19 protein-coding genes are annotated in these 18,390 nt (G+C 40.0%); 9 read left to right on the plus strand and 10 right to left on the minus strand.

Annotated elements, in window-relative coordinates:
- Window positions 1–59: 59 nt before the first annotated feature.
- Entirely contained in the window at window positions 60–305 is a 246-nt protein-coding gene (locus EHS11_RS07555) for a GlsB/YeaQ/YmgE family stress response membrane protein (RefSeq protein ID WP_135763775.1), read from the plus strand.
- Window positions 306–360: 55 nt separating this feature from the next.
- Here the strand turns inward: EHS11_RS07555 and EHS11_RS07560 are convergent, their stop codons facing one another.
- Entirely contained in the window at window positions 361–1,104 is a 744-nt protein-coding gene (locus tag EHS11_RS07560) for a YebC/PmpR family DNA-binding transcriptional regulator (protein WP_135763776.1), read from the minus strand.
- 126 nt (window positions 1,105–1,230) lie between these two features.
- On the opposite strand from EHS11_RS07560, the gene EHS11_RS07565 reads away from it, so the two are divergent.
- From EHS11_RS07565 to EHS11_RS07580, 4 genes are all read left to right on the plus strand, one after another.
- Window positions 1,231–2,397, plus strand: coding sequence for an acyl-CoA dehydrogenase family protein (locus tag EHS11_RS07565; protein WP_135763777.1), 1,167 nt, complete (start codon window positions 1,231–1,233; stop codon window positions 2,395–2,397).
- 104 nt (window positions 2,398–2,501) lie between these two features.
- A complete protein-coding gene (locus EHS11_RS07570; protein WP_135763957.1) occupies window positions 2,502–3,074 on the plus strand; it encodes an anthranilate synthase component II in 573 nt (190 codons plus the stop codon).
- Window positions 3,071–4,966 (plus strand): ABC transporter ATP-binding protein, encoded by a 1,896-nt coding sequence (locus EHS11_RS07575; RefSeq protein ID WP_135763778.1) that lies wholly within the window; start codon window positions 3,071–3,073, stop codon window positions 4,964–4,966. The genes EHS11_RS07570 and EHS11_RS07575 overlap by 4 nt, the downstream gene beginning before the upstream one ends.
- Complete coding sequence (locus EHS11_RS07580) at window positions 4,963–5,364, plus strand: response regulator (protein ID WP_135763779.1); 402 nt, start codon at window positions 4,963–4,965, stop codon at window positions 5,362–5,364. The genes EHS11_RS07575 and EHS11_RS07580 overlap by 4 nt, the downstream gene beginning before the upstream one ends.
- Before the next feature lie 3 nt (window positions 5,365–5,367).
- Here EHS11_RS07580 and EHS11_RS07585 read toward each other — a convergent pair whose 3' ends face one another.
- Window positions 5,368–7,290, minus strand: coding sequence for a HEAT repeat domain-containing protein (locus EHS11_RS07585; RefSeq protein WP_246047670.1), 1,923 nt, complete (start codon window positions 7,288–7,290; stop codon window positions 5,368–5,370).
- On the opposite strand from EHS11_RS07585, the gene hflX reads away from it, so the two are divergent.
- The gene (gene hflX, locus EHS11_RS07590) at window positions 7,269–8,963 is read left to right on the plus strand and encodes a GTPase HflX (protein ID WP_246047704.1); all 1,695 of its coding nucleotides are present in this window, start codon (window positions 7,269–7,271) and stop codon (window positions 8,961–8,963) included. The two genes, EHS11_RS07585 and hflX, sit on opposite strands and share 22 nt — an antisense overlap.
- Here hflX and EHS11_RS07595 read toward each other — a convergent pair.
- Both EHS11_RS07595 and EHS11_RS07600 read right to left on the minus strand, forming a co-directional pair.
- Window positions 8,960–9,334, minus strand: a complete 375-nt coding sequence (locus EHS11_RS07595) for an STAS domain-containing protein (RefSeq protein WP_135763781.1) — start codon at window positions 9,332–9,334, stop codon at window positions 8,960–8,962. The genes hflX and EHS11_RS07595 overlap by 4 nt on opposite strands.
- 19 nt (window positions 9,335–9,353) lie before the next feature.
- Entirely contained in the window at window positions 9,354–10,637 is a 1,284-nt protein-coding gene (locus EHS11_RS07600; protein ID WP_135763782.1) for a homoserine dehydrogenase, read from the minus strand.
- 145 nt (window positions 10,638–10,782) lie between these two features.
- On the opposite strand from EHS11_RS07600, the gene EHS11_RS07605 reads away from it, so the two are divergent.
- Entirely contained in the window at window positions 10,783–11,445 is a 663-nt protein-coding gene (locus tag EHS11_RS07605) for a hypothetical protein (protein WP_135763783.1), read from the plus strand.
- Here EHS11_RS07605 and EHS11_RS07610 read toward each other — a convergent pair.
- Window positions 11,442–12,053: a hypothetical protein gene (locus EHS11_RS07610; protein ID WP_135763784.1), complete on the minus strand. Its 612-nt coding sequence runs from the start codon at window positions 12,051–12,053 to the stop codon at window positions 11,442–11,444. The genes EHS11_RS07605 and EHS11_RS07610 overlap by 4 nt on opposite strands.
- Window positions 12,054–12,148: 95 nt before the next feature.
- Here EHS11_RS07610 and EHS11_RS07615 point away from each other — a divergent pair, with 95 nt between their 5' ends.
- A complete protein-coding gene (locus EHS11_RS07615) occupies window positions 12,149–13,423 on the plus strand; it encodes a formylglycine-generating enzyme family protein (RefSeq protein ID WP_135763785.1) in 1,275 nt (424 codons plus the stop codon).
- Here EHS11_RS07615 and EHS11_RS07620 read toward each other — a convergent pair whose 3' ends face one another.
- From EHS11_RS07620 to EHS11_RS07630, 3 genes are all read right to left on the minus strand, one after another.
- Window positions 13,424–13,816: a hypothetical protein gene (locus EHS11_RS07620; protein WP_135763786.1), complete on the minus strand. Its 393-nt coding sequence runs from the start codon at window positions 13,814–13,816 to the stop codon at window positions 13,424–13,426.
- Entirely contained in the window at window positions 13,809–14,267 is a 459-nt protein-coding gene (locus EHS11_RS07625) for a MarR family winged helix-turn-helix transcriptional regulator (RefSeq protein WP_135763787.1), read from the minus strand. The genes EHS11_RS07620 and EHS11_RS07625 overlap by 8 nt, the downstream gene beginning before the upstream one ends.
- A 97-nt stretch (window positions 14,268–14,364) precedes the next feature.
- Window positions 14,365–15,804 (minus strand): DUF4139 domain-containing protein, encoded by a 1,440-nt coding sequence (locus EHS11_RS07630; protein WP_135763788.1) that lies wholly within the window; start codon window positions 15,802–15,804, stop codon window positions 14,365–14,367.
- 93 nt (window positions 15,805–15,897) lie between these two features.
- Here EHS11_RS07630 and mtnP point away from each other — a divergent pair, with 93 nt between their 5' ends.
- A complete protein-coding gene (mtnP, locus tag EHS11_RS07635) occupies window positions 15,898–16,761 on the plus strand; it encodes an S-methyl-5'-thioadenosine phosphorylase (protein ID WP_135763789.1) in 864 nt (287 codons plus the stop codon).
- Here mtnP and EHS11_RS07640 read toward each other — a convergent pair whose 3' ends face one another.
- Window positions 16,762–17,154 (minus strand): STAS domain-containing protein, encoded by a 393-nt coding sequence (locus tag EHS11_RS07640; protein WP_135763790.1) that lies wholly within the window; start codon window positions 17,152–17,154, stop codon window positions 16,762–16,764.
- The gene (gene galK / locus EHS11_RS07645; protein WP_135763791.1) at window positions 17,151–18,317 is read right to left on the minus strand and encodes a galactokinase; all 1,167 of its coding nucleotides are present in this window, start codon (window positions 18,315–18,317) and stop codon (window positions 17,151–17,153) included. Before galK ends, EHS11_RS07640 begins: the two co-directional genes overlap by 4 nt.
- Window positions 18,318–18,390: the final 73 nt, after the last annotated feature.

Below are 18,390 nucleotides of genomic sequence, written 5' to 3' on the forward strand. Positions count from 1 at the left end.
AAACGAATTAGTCTATTCTAAGGGAATTAAAAGAAGAAATCAAGAAGGATAGCAACACTATGTTTAGTTTAATTTACTTTTTATTGATTGGTTTGGCCGCAGGCTGGCTGACAGGCAGAATTCTACGTGGTAGGGGATTTGGACTTATTGCTAATCTTGTCATCGGGGTCATAGGTTCGTTTTTAGGAAGATTTGTATTCGGCTTACTCGGGTTTGGAAGTTACGGACTCATCGCTGAATTGATCGTTGCAGTTGCCGGTTCGATACTACTCGTAGTAATCGCAGGTTATATCAAAAAAAGATAAGTCCAAATCAAACCAACGTAAGGAGACATAAACTTACGTTGGTTAATCGAGGATTTCAATCCAGATCGATTCCTTCTCCCGGCTCAAAGTTGGAACTTACACCTTGTACATCATCGTTTGCTTCCAGATTTTCAATGAGTTTCATGATTTTTTCTGCAGTGTCTTTATCATTCACTTCGACCGTAGTCATAGGAATGTATTTGATTTCCGTTTCTTCCATGCTAAGACCTTTTGCAGTAAGAGCGGATTGAACTGCTTCGTATTCATTGGGAGGAGTCAAAACGGTATAAACTCCGTCCGCAGCCTGAATGTCTTCCGCCCCTGCGCCGAGGGCCAAATCAAATAAAGCCTCTTCCGAAATCTGTTCGGATTTTAAAACCAATTGCCCTTTTCTATCGAATAATCTGGACACTGCTCCCGAATTGGCCAGGGAACCGCCTAGTTTGGTAAGAATGCTTTTAATTTCCGGCGTGGTTCTGGATTTTTTATCCGTTAGAACATCCACCATGATGGCGACTCCGCCAGGTGCGTAACATTCATAGAGACATTCTTCGTAAACCATCCCTTCCAAACCGCCCGCTCCTTTCTTAATGGCGCGTTCGATATTGTCTTTTGGCATATTCGAAGCTTTGGCTTTGGTAACTGCCATGCGAAGTCTGGGATTGGCATCTTGGTCACCTCCTCCCTCTTTGGCCGCTACGGAAATTTCCCGTGCAATTCTTGTAAAGATAGCACCGCGTTTTGCGTCAATAGCCCCTTTCTTCCTTCGGATCGTAGCCCACTTCGAATGTCCTGACATAGTTGTCTCCCACTAGCACCTTTTTTTAAATTATAGGATTTTTCAACAGATTTCCCTTTTGTCCATGTTTCTTGACGGTAGAAGAAATTTCCAAAGTACTGTAAAAAAACTGAACAAAGGCCTGTCATGATTGATTTCTCACTAACTGACGAACAAAAAGCTCTCCGGGATTTAGCCCGTGATTTTGCAAAAAATGAAATTGCACCCAATGCAGAACATCATGATCATACAGGTGAGTTTCCCAAAGAAATCCTTAAAAAAGCCCATGACGTCGGGCTCATGAACTTACATATCCCCACCGAATACAACGGTGCAGGAATGACTGTTATGGACGAAATTATCACATTCGAAGAATTATTTTACGCATGTTCCGGAGTTTCCACTGCGATCCTTGCAAACAATCTTGCCTTGGCACCGGTTCTACTTGGTGCAAGTGATGAAATTTTGAAAAAATTCATCCAACCTATGGCGGATCAGCTCACTATGGCGGCCTATGCAGTAACAGAGCCGGGTGCCGGTTCCGATGTTGCTGGCATACGAACAACTGCTAAACGGGTCGGAGATGATTATATCATCAATGGTTCCAAAATGTGGATCACCAATGCGGGTTTTGCGGATTGGTTTTTTATTTTAGCAAAGACGGATTCAAATGCAGGCCATAAAGGAATGAGCGGGTTCATCGTAGATGCAAAAACTCCCGGAATCATTCTAGGCAAAAAAGAAAAAAATATGGGACAAAGATGTTCTGACACGCGTTCGGTGACATTTGAAGATTTGAAAGTTCCAAAATGGCAAATGGTAGGCAAAGAAGGGGACGGATTCAAAATTGCAATGGGTGCGTTCGATCACACTCGTCCTACTGTGGCGATCGGAGCGGTTGGTGTTGCCCGCGCTGCAATGGATCATTCCATTCGTTATGCGAACACAAGAAACGCATTCGGAAAACCGATTTCAGTCAACCAAGGTGTAAGTTTCCCGATTGCAGAAATGGCTCGTGACATTGAAGCGGGTAGATTGCTTTGTTACCAAGCCGGTTGGTTGATTGACAATGGTTATAGAAATACTTACCAAGCTTCTATCGCAAAGGTTTTTTGTGCGGATATGGCAATGCGAGTTTGTACAGATGCGGTTCAGGTTTTCGGCGGATACGGATTCAATGAAGAATACCCGGTAGAAAAATTGATGCGTGATGTTAAAATCTTTCAAATTTACGAAGGTACTTCTCAAATCCAAAGGGTAATCATTTCGAAGTTTCTAAATGACGGCGTAGGAATCGAAAGTCCGAATCTTTAACCGATACAAAGAGTTTTGAGAGATTAGTCTTGTTTTCTCAAAACTCTCCCTATGGCAATCACAGTGTCATAGAGATTATCTTCGTTGGTAATTCTTCAAAAACCATGTTACTGTTAATCGACAATTATGATTCCTTTACTTATATCCTATACCAGTACTTAAGGGAATGGGATGAGGTTAAGGTCATACAAAATACGGAAGATCTTCCATTAGAATCAATGGATTTGATTACAGGAGTAGTTTTATCACCTGGTCCCGGTTTGCCGAAGACTTCGGGAAAACTTATGGGACATATCTCGGAACTTGTTTTAAAAAAACCGATCTTAGGAGTGTGTTTGGGGCATCAGGCATTAGCGGAATTTTTCGGTTCCAAACTGGTCAAAGCACCCGAAATCTTCCATGGACGTGTGTCCGAGGTCTATCATGATGGACAAGGAGTCTTTTCTCAAATTACATCGCCTTTTTTAGCAAACCGATACCATTCTTGGGTGGTATCTGAAGAAGAACTTCCCGCCGAATTGGAAGTGACAGCTAAAACAAAAGATGGTGTGATTATGGGAATCAGGCATAAGGATCATCAAAATTTGTTTGGAGTTCAATTTCATCCCGAATCCATTCTGACTCAGTTTGGAAAAAAATTAATTCAGAATTTTTGTGAGATTGGAAAGAATAGATGAAGTATTTCTTAAGATTATTATCTTATTCTTTGCGATATAAAAATCGTTTTTTTCTCGGACTATTATTTGCCTTATTAACCGCCATACTGAATGGTATTTCCCTTTCCGCACTTATTCCGCTATTTGATTCGTTAGGTGGAGATAGCACAAACCGTTTTCATTTGGATCTGACATTGCCGGAAAAAACTATCCTACTTCAGGAAGTATTACTGGGGGAAGATTCTTTGGATGGATTGGAAAGAGCCAAGCGACTCATCATTTCCGCCAAACTACAGATCAACGACCTGACCAAAGATATGGAACCGAAAGAAGTGGTTTGGGCGGTTTGTTTTGCCGTTTTTCCGCTTTATCTTTTTAAGGTAGTTACTTATTTAATTTCGGTCTTCTGTATTGCCACCGCAGGATATCGAGGAGTGAGAGATATCCGCCAGGAATTGTTCCGAAAAATCCAAAGATTGCCTTTGACGTATTTTTATAAAGAAAAGACCGGACTTATCATGAGTCGTGTGATCAACGATGCGGAAATTGTTGCTGCGGTCATTTCGAGTAACTTACGTGATGCGGTAATCAATTTTTTTTACGTGCTAACCCATTTGATGATTTTGATTTATCTCAATTCCGAATTGCTCGTGATGGCTTGCCTCACAATCCCTGTGGTAATCCTCCCGGTGACTTTGTTTACCAGAAAGATATCCAGTTCCACCACAAGATTTCAAGAAAAAGTGGCGGATCTAAATAGCCATATCCAGGAATTTATTTCGGGCATTAAGGTGATTCGTACTTTTCGCCAAGAAAAAGCCGATGTGGAAAAATTCAAAAACATCAATCACAAAGTCTATCGCAGAACCTTTAAGGGTCAATTTTACCTCCAAATGGCACCGAGTCTTGTCGAATTGACTTCTTCCATCGTGGTGCTGGGTTATTTTGCGTTAGGTGCAAGATTCATTTATTCCGGTAAATTCACACAAGGTGAATTTATGGCGTTTCTTTTGACTTTATTATTTCTACTCAGACCTCTGACCCAACTTTCCCAAATGGTGGGTAAAATCACCCAAGCCAATTCAGCGGGAAAAAGGATTTTTGAAATCATAGACCGTGAGGCAGAAGTTGAAGAAAATCTGACTGATAAAAAAATAGAATCCATCCGTGAAGGAATTCGTTTTGAAAACATTCACTTTGCCTATCCGGGCACAAACCAGGAAGTTTTAAAAGGAATCAACCTGGATGTGAAGTTAGGTGAAACCTATGCCTTTGTGGGAACCAGCGGAAGCGGAAAATCCACTCTTATGGATTTGATCCCCAGATTCTTTGAACCGACTCAAGGTAGAATTGCCATTGATGGAATTGATATCCAGGAGATTTCGCTTAAGTCATTGAGAAGCAAAATGGGAATCGTTACTCAAGAAATATTTTTATTTCACGGAACCGTAGCGGATAACATAGCCTATGGAACTGCGGGGGTCGGTCGAAAGGATGTGATTCGTGCTGCTCGTTTGGCAAATGCCCATGATTTTATCAGTGAAATGGAATTCGGATACGATACTGTGCTCGGAGTTCGAGGACTCAATCTAAGCGGCGGGCAAAGACAACGTTTGGTAATTGCCAGGGCGCTTTTACGTAACCCGGAAATTATGATCCTGGACGAAGCCACCAGTGCTTTGGATGCGGAATCAGAGAGACTTGTGAGTCGGGCCTTGGAAAGGTTATTTAAAAATAGAACTACTTTTATCATTGCTCATAGACTTTCTACGATTCGCCGAGTTCCCAATATCGTTGTAGTGGAAGACGGTGAGATCAAGGAGCAAGGAGATCATGATACTTTGCTTGCCCGGAACGGAATTTATCGCAAGTTACACGATAGTCAATTTTTAGATGCGGAAATACAGATATGAATCGAATTTTGATCGTTGATGACAACGATAAGTATGCAAATAATTTAATTTCTTATTTTTCCTCCAAAGGAATTTCCTCTGATCGGGCAGTAGATGCGGCAGAAGGTTGGAAATTATATTCAAATCATAAACAATATCAAATGATCATCTCCGATGTGACGATGGAAACACAAACTTCAGGCTTATGGATGATGCGGAAAATTCATAAAGACGGATATGCTGGAGTGAAAGTGATCGCTTCTACCGGATTTGACGTGTTAGGTGTAATGTCTTTTTCCAGATGGTTTTTACCTTTGTTTTGCGGTTTGCATTGGATGATCCCCAAGGTTCCTTTGAAAAAAGGAGTCGTCGAGTGGGTACCCACCCGACTTTCTAATAAAAATCCAAAGCCTTACTAAGGTTTATTCTTCGGAAGGGGCTTCCGCTTTTTCTTTGTCGGTAGGATTGAACAGATTTTGATGTTTTCCTTTACTGAAATTTGAATATTTGCCTTTTGATGATGAATTCCCGCTGAGTTTTTTTACTTCGATGATTTCCAGTTTGGGATAAAATACCCATCCTATCACAAATTGATTGCTGCTGCCCGGCAACGTGGATTCGATCTTGATTTGAATGTATTTATCAGTGACGATATCATCTTCGATGCGAGCGGAAAATTCTTTCTTCGTTTCACCTAACACCAAACCTACTTCTTTAGCTTTGATATACGACAGAGGTCTCGATCTTTCGTTTGGTTCCATTCGGATGAAATCATCTTCTATCAGTATGATTGCATATTTTCCAAATGCCTTTCTCTTTAAAAGAAGTTCTCCGATTCTTTTCGTGAGGTTCTCATTTTCAATAGACTCATTCAATCGAATTAAAGAGAAGGTAGCGGCAAGACTCGGACTTTTGCCGATTTCATCCAAGATTTTTGAAGCAAGATCAGGTTGTTCTTTTACATTTTGCTCCAGAATTCGCAAACTTTCCCGGCTTCCGTGAATGGACAATGCCTCAATGGCGGCTTCTTTGATTTCTTTGTCTTCCGATCGGATGAATTTTTCAATGATCTCTACATCTGCCGGAATTTTATGGTAAGCAAGTCCTCGAAGCGAACCTCCGACTATGATTACATATTCGGAACTCAATCCTTGGTTCAGGATCAATTCCCTTCCTGCAGGATCTTTTGTTTTTCCCAGTCCTTCAAAACTAACAGCGATTACTTCGGGGTCTTCTGCTTTTGTTCCGGAGAAAAAATAGGCAAGAGAACGTTTGTCACCGATATCGGAGAGGGCTTTGTATGCAGCCGGCCGTACTTGGTAGCCGTCTTTGTCGATAGCATTTTGTAAAGTTGCTCTACCGGCTTTTAATCTTCCTAAAGCAAGCGCAGCCGCAGAACGAATCCGCGGGATAGGATGTGAGAGTAAAAGCTTTTCCAAACTTTTTGCTTTTTTATAATATTCGTAGGTGAATACTTCCACTAACCCTTTGCGGATTTTTTCCGTGTATTCTTTTTCTTTTTTTTCGTCATCAGTAAGATTTGTATCTTCTTTGGAAACTTGTTCGGCAATCAGTTCATTTGCAGACCCTGTGACTTTATTTTTTTTTGTAACCCGATTGATTTGTATTTTCTCTTTAGGTATAGAGATGTCTTTTATATCTCTTTTCCCGAATTTATTTTTTTTCTCAGGCTCTTTCGGTTTTTCTTCCTGTTTGATCTCAGGGTCTTTTTTTACTTCCTTGGGTTCTTCTACTTCTTTTACGGGAATTTCTTTTTTTTCCGCATAATTATTGCTATCTGCTCGAATGTTTTTTATCGACTGAAATATTTTATCTGCTTTAGGAATATAAAGATTTAAATTTTCCTGAATTTCTTCCAGAGCACCGCTTGCTTCCCCTATGCTAGGGCCGTCAAAATCATTCGGAGCATCATCTAATAATTCTATATTCTTTCTTTTTAGATTCTCAAGACCTGCGATAACAGGGGGAAGATCTTCTTCCAAATAGGAGGCCGCCGACATTTCCGCTTGGATGCTTTGTCCTTCGGATTTTTTTAATTCCGCTTTTAGGGCTACTTTTTCAGCAAACTTAAGAGTGGAGATACTTCGTTTTGCACTTAAAATATGTTCGTCGTATTTAGGTTTACTTGTAATAACAATCGATTCCTTTTTTTCCCTATAAGGGTCCAAATCGGTTCCTTGAAAATCTTTAAACTTAGGTGAAACGTTCGTTAATCGGAAAGGTCTCGCCGAGGAACAGTTCAAACTAAGAAGGATAAGACATCCGATGCTCCATTTGAAAATTATGTCTTGACCCATGGTATATTTGTGGTAGCCTACTTCCATACTATCTATATCGGTATCTGACCATAAGTAAAATTAGCGGCAATCTGGGTGGACTTAAGCCAAACCACCTAAAAAAGTTAAAATCTCTCTCGGAAAAGCGACTTCGAAGCGATTCCATCATCACACTGGACTTTGCTCGCAGTGTAGGAGAGCTTTCCGTTGAAATCAGAAGACAAATCGGAACCTTGATCGATAGATCCGGTTATGTCACCCATCTCATCGTGGGCAGCGATCATTCTATCGAAATCCCTCATTTGGATCGCTACCGTGTAGCTCACTCCCGTTTGCGCGGCCTCCGACTCTTCCATAGCCATCTCAAGGACGAAGCACTCAATCAGGAAGATCTGATGGACTTGGTATTGAATCGTTTTGATTCCATCACCGCTGCCGTTGTGGATTCCGAAGGAATTCCCAAGTATTTTTATTCTGCATATATTAACCCTGATCCCGATGCTGCGGATCCTTGGGTTTTGGAAAAACGAAGATTTCCAGGCCAGCTAATAGAAGGTTATGCTGATGAAGTGCAAGCGCTAGAAACGGAATTCACTAAAAAAAATTCAAATCTCAAAGAATCGCAAAAATTCAATCGGGCTTTCCTTGTGGGAGTTTATGATGCAAGAAAGATGCGACGTACACCGGAACATTCCATGGACGAGTTACGGGAGCTTTGTAAAACCGCTGATATTCATGTAGTTGATGTTTATATCCAAAAAAAAGCGGCCGATCCTTCCACAGTTGTTGGAAAAGGAAAATTGCAAGAGATCATTTTAAAATCCGTCCACAAAGACATTGAACTTTTGATTTTTGATTTGGAACTTGCTCCTGCACAGGCAAAAAAAATTTCTGATGCTACGGATTTAAAAATCATAGATAGGACTCAACTCATTTTGGATATCTTTTCCAAAAATGCAAAATCCAGAGATGGTAAACTCCAAGTGGAACTTGCCCAATTGAAGTACCTAAAAAACCGTCTTTCCGAGTTGGACGACAATATGTCTCGCCTAACTGGTGGTATTGGTGGAAGAGGACCGGGTGAAACGAAACTGGAAATCGGAAAACGAAGGGTAGAGGAAAAGATCACAAGGCTTGAAATTGAATTGGAATCTTTGAAAAAAAGACGTGAACTCAATCGAAAAGCACGTACCAGAAATGAAGTTCCTATCGTTGCGATTGTCGGTTATACAAATGCGGGAAAGTCCACTCTTCTCAATGCGCTTACCAATTCGGAAGTGATCGCAGAAGATAAACTATTTGCTACTCTTGATCCGACAACAAGGCGGATTCGTTTTCCGGAGGAAAGAGAAATCATTATTTCCGATACGGTTGGATTCATTCACGACCTTCCCCCAGATCTTTCTCAGGCCTTCAAAGCCACTTTAGAAGAATTAGGAGATGCTGATTTGCTTATGCACGTGGTTGATATTTCCAATCCGAACTATACAGAGCAAATGGAAGCAGTGGACGGAATCCTAAACGGCCTTAACTTGCACGAAATTCCAAGGCTTGTGATTTATAACAAAGCAGATAATTTGGATCCTGAGTTTTTTGAGAAATTAAAAAATGATGAGGAAATTTTAGTCTCAGCTATTACTAAATTAGGTTTGAGCGAACTATTGAGTTTGATTGAATCAAGACTTTGGATGGGAAAACAGGAAAAGGTTTTGGCCTCTTAATTTGGCCAGTTTTTGATTGCTTCTTCCTTACTTTGATGGATTTTCACATGCTTCGGCAGATCCATCAATTTGATCACGTTTTCCAAAAAGTGATTTAGACCTCCGAGCAACATCACACCTCCGTTTTGTTCAACGGTTTTGATCATTCCAAGTAAAGTTGCGACACCGATACTATTGATGTACTGCAGATTGGTCAGATCCAAAATCAGATTGAATATATTTCCTTTGAAAATTTGAGAAATACTCTGGTTGATTTCATAAGCATTTGTATTTGTGATTTGACCGTTGAAAGAGACAAGTAAGACTTTATCTTCTTTGATTTCAAAGGTTTCGATGCTTAAAGTGAGAGAGGAAAATTCTAAAGTTTCCATGAAAGGGTGGCAGTTTTAATTATAAGTTTTCAAGCAAACGAATGGCTACTGTTTTTTCTTTTATGATGGAAGACATTTCATCAATTTCTTCGATTGATTTTTTGAAATCACCTTCTGTTGCAGAATGAGTGAGAACAATTACGTGGACTGGCTCCTTGTCTGCTTCCTTTTGTTGAACAGATGCTATAGAAATATTGTTTTTGCCTAATACTTTTGCAATTTCGGCAAGAACCCCCGGTTTGTCCAATGTGGAAAAGCGTAAATAGTAGCGGGCTGCATTTTCCTTTTCCTCAGCTTTTTCCGATTTTGGAAAAATATTATTTTCAATGATGGAATCTTTGACCCCGAATTTGGACGCATAAAAAATCAAATCGGCAAGTACGGCGCTCGCAGTAGGAAGTGCACCTGCACCTTTTCCTGTCACCATTCCCGCACCGGATTCAACAGTTTTATAATACACTGCATTGAATTCGTTCATCACGTTGGCAAGAGGGTGATTTAAAGGAACGAGTGTAGGATGAACTTTTGTTAAAATCCCGCCTGAAGTTTTTTTGGAAATACCCAATAATTTGATTCTATAGCCCAAAGACTTGCTGGATAGAATATCAATAGATTTTAATTTACTAATTCCCTCTACTTGTAAGTCTCCGAAAGGAACCTTTTCCCGAAAGGCTAGAGAGGAGAGCAGCGAAATTTTATGACCTGCATCAATCCCTTCCACATCAAAGGTAGGATCCGTTTCCGCAAATCCTAAGTCTTGGGCTTTTTTCAAAGCAGCGGAATAGTCCCAATTCTCTTCTTCCATTTTTGTTAAGATAAAATTGGTGGTTCCGTTTAATATTCCGCAAAGTACTTCGAATTCGCAAGAGGAGAGTCCGTCTCTGAGAGTACGGATGATAGGGATAGAGCCTGCGACAGCGGCTTCGAATCCTAATTCGACCCCGGTTTTCCAAGCTTGGGAAAATAGTTCGTCTCCTTTTTCGGAAAGGAGCGCTTTATTGGCTGTGATCACTGTTTTGCCGTGTCTCAGTGCAGAATGTACTACATCGAATGCCGTAGTGGTTCCACCTATCAATTCGACGACGATATCCACATCAGGTCGGGTGGTAATGGAGATCACATCATTTGAAACAGGGAGAGAGGTATACGCTTTTGCACGTTCCGGTGTACGGGTCGCAATGGCAACCAGTTGGACATCCAGATTGTTTCTTTCTTTGATAATCTCCCGATTTTTTTCCAGGAGCTGAAGGAGTCCGGAACCGACAGTACCTACACCTACCAAACCAATTCGAATTTGCTTCATCTAAAAAGCTAGTTTCTGGATGAGAAAGCGGAATACACTTAAAAAAATTTAAAAAAAAATCAAAAATGAAAAGATATTCTTCAGCTTTTTTTAAATTTATGTGATAACTAATATAACAATTGTCTCGGCAATAAGGATATTCTATATGGCAACGAAAAAATCATCTTCTGCCGCTAAGAAAAAAGCAGCCGCTAAAAAGCCGGCCGCAAAGAAGAATTCGGTAAAAAAACAATCGGTAAGAGAAGAGTCTGGTTCTCTTTTTGCGAGCGATGAATCCGCTCATACGTCATTGCAATCTGCAGTTAAATCGACTTCAGAAACTAGTGAAAAATCAGAAACAGGAAATGGAGTATATCTATTTCTAGTTTTAGCAGGTGTAGTAGCAATCGGTTATCTAGGTTATGCGAAATATTCTGCAAAGAAGAATCAAACCCCTGTAGCTGGACCAGCGAAAGTGGAAGCACCAAAAGTGGAAGAGAAAAAAACTGAAGCGATTACGGAAGCTCCTACCGCTCCGGAAGAAGCAGCAAAAGCGGCGACATCCAATTTTTTAGTAGATAAAATCGAAAAGAAAGTTTGGTCTGATGCTTCTTCCTATTGCAAAGGAATCGGTGCAAATCTTCCTTCCAAGGGAGAGCTTGCTGATTTTGCAAAAAATGCTCCTAAAGAGTTAAAGAATGATGATAAATACTGGTCCGGAAATGAATCGGTAAAATCAAAGAGCAAAGCAATTGCGGTTAAGTTGGAAACTGGTGCGAATTTCGCAGAACCAAAAACTAACAAAAACAAGGTGCTTTGTAAAAACTAAACTGTTTTGGTTTGCAGCGGTGCTAAAATTTCGTTTCTGATTTTTTCGGAAAGAGGAGTTGAAGCGAACATAGCACCGCCTGCACTTGTTAAGTAAAAACTATCTTTGGCGCGTCCGGATTGTTGATCCGTCTCAATCGTTGCGGAGATAATATTGATTTTGTTTTCCATCAAAATCCGGGAAACATAATACAAAAGCCCCCGCCCTGCACTCGATTCCAAATACAAACAAGTTTGATTCTTTTCTGTTAAGTCCGTGAAAATAAATTCAGGACTTTCTTTGAAAAAAGTTCCTATGGCGGGTTCGGGAATTTGCAGTTTTTCCAAAATCTCTTCGAATTTGGCATTTTGGGAAAAAAGAGAATCCATCATCACACCCAGTTGAAATGCCGCTTGGGTTGTATTATTGTCTTCTGCCTGCAGAATGAAGGAATCTACGGTAAATTGTACCCCGTTTTCCTCAATTGTGCCCAATTCCCCCGATAAAATGTCTAGTTTTAGGGCATAAATAATAGTCGCTATGCGATGGAATGTGCCGTATTGGGTAGAATCCGTTTTTAAGGAAATCAGGATGTTGTTTTTTTCCCGTTTATATTGAAATTGAATCACTTCGTTTGATTTCCTTCGAAAGCCATTGTACACATTGTCAAAAAAATTCAATCAAAAGCTTTCGACGAAAGTGGTCGATAATAGGGACAGAGCTTATGAATCGCTTATTCATTTTAATTTTGATTTTGCTGTATTTTCCCGTTTCGTTTTATTCTCAAGAGAATGTGGAAGACGAGGAAGTTTCTCCTTTTGCTACGACAAAGAAAAAGGTCCAACTTTGGAAAGGAGATGTGACCGGAGTCTACAAAAACCGGCTTTGGATCAAAATACGCATTTATAGAAATCAAAAAATTGCAAAATATTCCAATACCGAACTGAAATCACTTTTTGAAACAAAAAAGGATTACCCTGTTTATCAAAAAGAAACCAACCTCCCCATCGGAACTTTTCTTTTGAGAGAAACCATCTGGGAAGAAAAGAACATACATCCGAAGGACAAATATTTCGAAGTAGTTCTCGTAGGAGATTATTCTCCCGATGCAAACTCCAAAATCTCCGCAATTACTACAGATTCGTATATTGCAAGTTATGTGGAAGAGGATTTTTATGTTGAACCGGGCGGATATTTCAAAGGAAGATACACTCCTCCCCGCAAATCGGTCATCCATCCCAAAGATAGAAAGGAAATGGTTCTTGTAACTCGCGGATTGTTTTTATATGGACAAGGAACCGATTCCGGTTCGGATAATTTCAACCCTTATTATAATGATCCTAAGCTCGGCAATTTGAAAGAAATTCCGTCTTTCTATATTGATAAATACGAAGTTACCAATGCCGAATATATGTATTTTCTGAAACAGACAAACGGCAGATCGCCCACAAATTGGTTAGGTGGCAAATTTCCGGCCGGAGAAGAAGACCACCCCGTTGTAAATCTGACTTACAGGGAAGTGGAAAAATATGCCATCTGGGTAGGCAAAAGAATTCCCAGCGAATGGGAATGGGAAAAAGCATCCCGAGGTCCGGGAGTCATAGAGTATACAAATAGGGATGAAACAATATCCTATCAGATCATTACCACAAAATATCCATTTGGTGATGAATTCGATTCTTTATTATGCAATTGCCGGGAATCCAAATGGGGAAAAACAATGTCTGTTTACGAATTGTCTACGGAAGGGAGTAGTCCTTATGGAGCCATAGGAATGTGTGGGAATGCTCCCGAATGGACTTCCAGCTGGTATGAGCTTTATCCAGGACATCATTTGAAAAGTTTTTCCTTCGGGAAAATCTACAAAGTAGTGAGAGGTGGTTCTTTCTCTGAAAATGCAAAAAATTCAAGTTCGATTGCACGTTCTTACGGCGGAATCCCGAATCTATCGGAAGATAGAAGAGCGGGGTTCCGTTTGGTTATGGACTATAGAGATTGATTAACTTTTCGGTCTGGGTCTTGCAACAAGGACCGATGCAAATGCGTCTCTATGAAAGTATGCTAAAAAGATATTACCGGCAATTAAAATAACTGCAACCGGCAATCCTTCCGGTGCTAAGAAGGCATGAAATAGAAAGATGTTGATCGTGATCGGAGCTAATATGACTAGCGCCAAACGAGCGTAATAATTTGCAAGTAAGGCCGCTCCGGCCAACACTTCGGTGCCTTTGAGAAGAGGGAACAAATAACCTGAGCTGATCATTCCTCCGATAAATGTTCCTGCTGCTTCCGGCATAGGGGGTGTGGGTAAAAATTGAAAAAAACCGTTTAATCCGAATACGAAGAAAATGGTTCCTAAGATGTAACGAACTACAATCGCTGCTTTATTCATTGTGATGATCCTTTTTTCCTAACTTCCTACAGATATTACCCAAAGTTTCCTGTTCGTCAATAGATAGTACGGAAAATTCTTCGGTAACTCGTTTTACATGATCGGGAAACATGGATTCAATTAACTTTTTACCTTCGATGGTAAGATGAATTGTAATGTAACGACGATCCTGAGTGTCTCGAACCCGATCTACCAGCCCTCTTTTTTCCAAGTTGTCTATCACCAAGGTGATATTGCCCGTGCTCTTTAGGATTTTGTCACCTAAGCTTTTTTGACAAAGAGGACCTAGATGATGCAAAGTCTCCAACACACCGAATTGACTTTCGGTTACATTGCTCTTTGCAAAATCCGCAATGAGACGGGAAGATACGGATTCAGCGGCTCTTTTCAGCTTAATAAAAGCATCTAGAGCATGGATCTCTTTTTTGGAGCCTTTGAATTTTGTTCCCATTAGTTTAATATCAAATTATCTAAGATTAAATTATTTGTCAAGGTGTTCTTATTGAGAACTGTTTTTTAAGAAAACTTCTTTCATCAATCATTTGAGTTTACCAGTATTTTGTCTCGATCGTATAATCGACTTTAACCGTTTCCCCCGCTTTGATCGGAACATCGGAATAGGTTTTTGTAGAAGATTCTTTGATAAATTTATGAGAAGACTTGGTCATTGTCCAATCTCCCCAAAGGGAAGCATAAAAGCGCACCTCGATATTTTCTTTTTTTCTGTTTCTAATTTCTACGGAATAGGATGCTTTGTTTCCGTCGGAAATTTTAAAGTTTTCGAAAGAGGTTCTCTTTCCATTGGCAACTACATCGAATGCCTGACCGGTTTTGATTCTGACTTCTTCGTTTTCAGGAGTGTGGTCAATTGTGTCTTCGCCTAATAACTGTTGTCTGCCTTTCGAATCCGCCTTAAAGACCCGAATTGTACCGGACGGAAGAGGGCGTCCTAAGTTGTTGTTTTTGGAATTTTTGAAAATGTATTTCACATCTGCGTTGTTGAAATTTTTTTCATTTCCTTCATACATCGGGAGATTTTCGAAAACAAAATATTTTTTGATTCCTACATTGTCTGTTTGGAAAAGCTGAACTTGTTTGGTCTGATTGTAACCGATCGTTGTCGGTTGGTCTAAAGTGTATAAATAGTATTCGGAAAGATTTTCCTGTTGGAATTCCGGAGCCGCATCGCTGTATGCCTCGCTTTCCATCGACTTTTTTGTTGTTCGCATAGCAGGTGCATGTTGAGGACGATTGGACACCAATTGCACTTTTCCGGCAACCAATTGCAACGTTGCATTGGAAAATCTGGTTCCCGAAGTATTGTTCAAAGTGACCCAGGAATTCAGTCCTGCTTCTTCTTCGTTTTTTTCCAAAACCAGGATATAATCGGCGGACCAACTCATTCCGTGTGTTTGGTAGGATACTTCCAATTCCTGTTCTTTTTCAGTGTCGTTTTTTAATTTCCAAACTAATGTTGGTTTGGCGAATAAATTGTCCGGGATTGTGGGAACGGTGACTCTTCCGTAGTATCCAAGGGAGATTTCATTTCCGATTTTATAAACAGGGCTTCCGTTATTTGCAATGAGAGTTGCCTTGGTCGGAATTTCTTTCCCTTTTTCATAGGAATCTCTATAAATGGTAACTTCTTTGCCTATATATTTCTCCAAGAGTCTTTCTTGAGAAATAAGATCGTATTCATAATTTTGTTCGAATACTGTGAGTTTTTTCGGATCGGTGGCTTTGACCCGAACGGTTTGAGGGATGATTTGCGAAGGAACATCTTCGAATCTTAAAATGCGAATTCCTTTGGGAAGATCTATATTTCTTGTTTCTCTGACCAGTCCTACTCCGCCGTTATAAATAGTAACACTGACGTTTTTGCGGTCTTCTTCCGTTGAAGAATCAAAACTAGGATCGGCGTCGGTTCCAAAACATAGAAGGATGATGGATGTAATACAAACGGTAGTAAGTTTTTTCTTTAGGCTCATGAATTCTCCTTTTCGGCAAACTCTAATTTGATTCTTAAAAAAACGAATGCAACTAAAAAGATAAATTTCAACATGCTTTCGAGAGGTAATCTTATGAGTGGGACAGTAAAGATAGGTGTCATCGGCGGGAGCGGATTGTATTCTTTAGAAGGTATGGAAATCAAGGGAGAGGTTCAACCGGAAACTCCTTGGGGAAAACCATCGGACACAATTACGATTGGAGTATTTAAGGGAAAAGAAATCGCATTTTTACCGAGACATGGGCGAGGACATTTTTTAAGTCCTACTGAGGTTCCTGCAAGAGCGAATATCGCCGCCTTAAAGAACTTAGGTGTTGAAGAAATTATCGCGTTCAGTGCTGTAGGAAGTTTAAGAGAGGAGATTCATCCTTTGGATTTTATTATACCTTCTCAGATCATTGATAGAACAAAACTTAGACATGCCACTTTTTTTGAAAACGGAATTGTGGCGCATGCCCCTTTTGCAGATCCTTTTTCTGCAAGCCTCGCCAAAAAAGCGGAATCCGCTGCCAAATCATTGGGGTTAAACGTTCATATTGGCAAAACACTTGTTTGTATGGAAGGACCTCTTTTTTCCACAAGAGCCGAATCACATATGTATCGTTCTCTCGGGGGAGATATCATCAATATGTCCGTGCTTCCCGAAGCAAAATTGGCCCGTGAGGCGGAGATTGTTTATCAGATGGTATGTACTGCTACGGATTATGATTGTTGGAAAGAAGATGAAGCACATGTGACTGTTGAGATGGTGATTCAAAACTTATTAAAAAATGCGGAAGCATCTAAAAAGCTTTTATCCGTTTTGATTGATCAAATAGGTTTGAGCGATGATCAGTCTCTCAAGGAAAGTACGAAATACTCTATCATTACCGCGCCGGAAAAAAGAAATCCAGAGCAGATGAAAAAATTAAGTTATCTTTTTCCTAATTACTTTTAATTAAAAAACTTCCGAAGCTGCTTCTAAAGTAGGAAAAATTTGGAGAAGGCTTTTCAGTTTTGTTAACTCTAACACATAACGGACTTTTTCGGAAGGGGAAACCAGACGAATGAATCCGTTCACTTTCGATAATTTGGAATGGATTCCTAAAAATGCACCAAGCCCGGAGGAATCTATATAGGAGACCAATTCCAAATATAAAAAAATATGTACGATTCCTTTTTCGATCAGTCTTTCCAGGTTTTCTTTGATGGCTTGGGAATTGTACAAGTTGATTTCCCCGGAAACTTCAAAAACAATTGCCGTCTGAGGGAGTAGAACTCTGTTCTTTTCTATGACTTCCATTTTAAAGTCACCTGCTTCTATCGCATAATCGTTCCAATTTTCGCTCATGAATGTGTAATCTCTTTAACGCCGTCAGAAATCCTAAACTTGTAGAACTCTACCGAATACCCAAACTTTTGTTGATAACTTTTTTCTAATTCGAAGCTAGTTTTGAAAAAATTTACAGCTTTATCCAGAACAAGTACGCATCCTCCGAAGCCCCCACCTATCATTCTAGCCCCAATTGCTCCCTGATCGCGTAATAAAGTTACGATCGCATCGATTTCTTCACAAGAAACTTCAAAGTTTTGAGACAAAGACCAATGGCATTCGTACAAAGATTTACCTACTTCGACGTAATTTCCCGATGAAAGAGCCAAGATAACTGATTTTGTCCTCTCTCTTTCTGATGTCACATGCATGACTCGCTTCGCTTCATTTTCGGTAAAATCGAATTTTCCCCATTCCGCCTTATCTATGCTAAACGAATACAAATTTGTGATTTGAGAATTGATCCTGGTAATTTTGGACAATGCCGATTCGCATTCTTTTCTGCGGGTATTGTATTCGCTGTCTTTTAAACTGTGTTTTACGTTCGAATTGATGAGATAAAATTCATTTTCTCCCAAATCGAAATGGTGATAATTGAATTCGAGAGAATCCGTATTCAAAGACAGACAATGATCTTTTTTTCCATTGGCAATGACAAATTGATCCATGATCCCGCACTTCATTCCAACCAAATTGTTTTCGGCCTTTTGTCCGATAAGGGCAATTTCGGGTCTGGTCAATTTGATTTGAAAAACTGTGGAAAGTGAATATCCGATCAAAACTTCCAGCGCAGCCGAAGAGGATAGTCCTGCACCTTGAGGAATGTTTCCTTTGATGAGCATTTCGAATCCCGAAATGGGATGGCCTAAGGATTCCAATTCCAATATTACGCCTGCAATGTAATCTGCCCATGGATTTTCTTTTGAGTTTCGAAAAGGTCGGTTTATTTCTGTTTTGCGATCAAAGTCACTAGAGTATAATATAATCGAATTGTTATCTTTGGGGCGAATCAAACACTCTATGGAAAAATCAATGGCTGCGGGGAGTACGATTCCGCCTAGGTAATCCACATGTTCGCCGATGATATTGATACGCGCAGGTGCCTGGAAATGGCGGATCGTATCTTGATTGCCTTCGAATTGATTTAAAAATTCTAGAAAAAGATCTGGTTGCGATGGCATCGGAATTTCCAAATTTTGTTTACACAGTTACTTATTCACTCTATTTTTACTAAGGATTTTTTTCTCTTTTCGA

The sequence above is a fragment of the Leptospira ilyithenensis genome (genome assembly GCF_004771005.1).
Classification (GTDB): Bacteria; Spirochaetota; Leptospiria; order Leptospirales; family Leptospiraceae; genus Leptospira_A; species Leptospira_A ilyithenensis.